This is a genomic window from Hydrogenophaga sp. OTU3427, assembly GCF_038440225.1.
Taxonomy (GTDB): Bacteria; Pseudomonadota; Gammaproteobacteria; order Burkholderiales; family Burkholderiaceae_C; genus Hydrogenophaga.
Window position 1 is genome coordinate 1 of sequence record NZ_JASATI010000116.1, and the last position, 739, is coordinate 739.

Below are 739 nucleotides of genomic sequence, written 5' to 3' on the forward strand. Positions count from 1 at the left end.
GAGCGGGTGTCGGCACATCCACGGGCGGCAGCCAGGTGGGGTGGCCGGGGCAGTCGGCGTAGCCGAAGCTGGCGATGCGCGGTGAACTGATCTGCACCTTGCCGCTGGGTGTGAGCAGTGGTTTGCCCATGGGGTCGTTGCGGAAGGCGCGCAGCACGCCGCCGTCGTCCGCCGCCTGCGGCAGGGGGAATTCGCCGCCCGCCCAGAAGGCCGGGAAGTCGGGCAGTTCCACCCCCTTGTCCTGCCAGGCGCGGCGGGTGCGTTCGTAGAGTTCGACCACCCATTCGTGGGCGTTGCGGCCCTCGCTGAAGGCCTCCAGCCGGCCCAGCCGCTGGGCCAGGTCGCAGAAGATGTCGTAGTCGTCGCGCGCCAGCCCGTGGGGTTCGGCGATGCGGTGCATGGCCACCAGCAGGGGGTCGGTCGGGGTGCCGCCCAGGTCCTCGCGCTCCAGCGTCAGCGTGGCGGGCAGCACGATGTCGGCAAAGCGGGCGGTGGCCGTCCATGCACTCTCGTGGACGACAAAGGTGTCGAGCTGGCGCAGGCCCTGCGCCAGGCGGTTCAGGTCCTGGTGGTGGTGGAAGGGGTTGCCACCGATCCAGTAGGCCAGGCGGATGTGTGGGTAGGTGTGGCGCTTGCCGTTGTAGTCGAAGGCCTCGCCGGGGTGCAGCAGCATGTCGGTGATGCGGGCCACCGGGATGAAGTCCTGGATGCCATTGTCGCCCTGCGACAGCGCGGCGGG

Annotated in this window: 1 protein-coding gene; it reads right to left on the bottom strand. The window is 70.2% G+C overall.

What is annotated here, in order from left to right; translation table 11 throughout:
• Positions 1–739, bottom strand: a 739-nt coding sequence (locus AAHB17_RS24525; RefSeq protein ID WP_342133678.1) for a molybdopterin-dependent oxidoreductase, incomplete at both ends; no start/stop codon positions are given.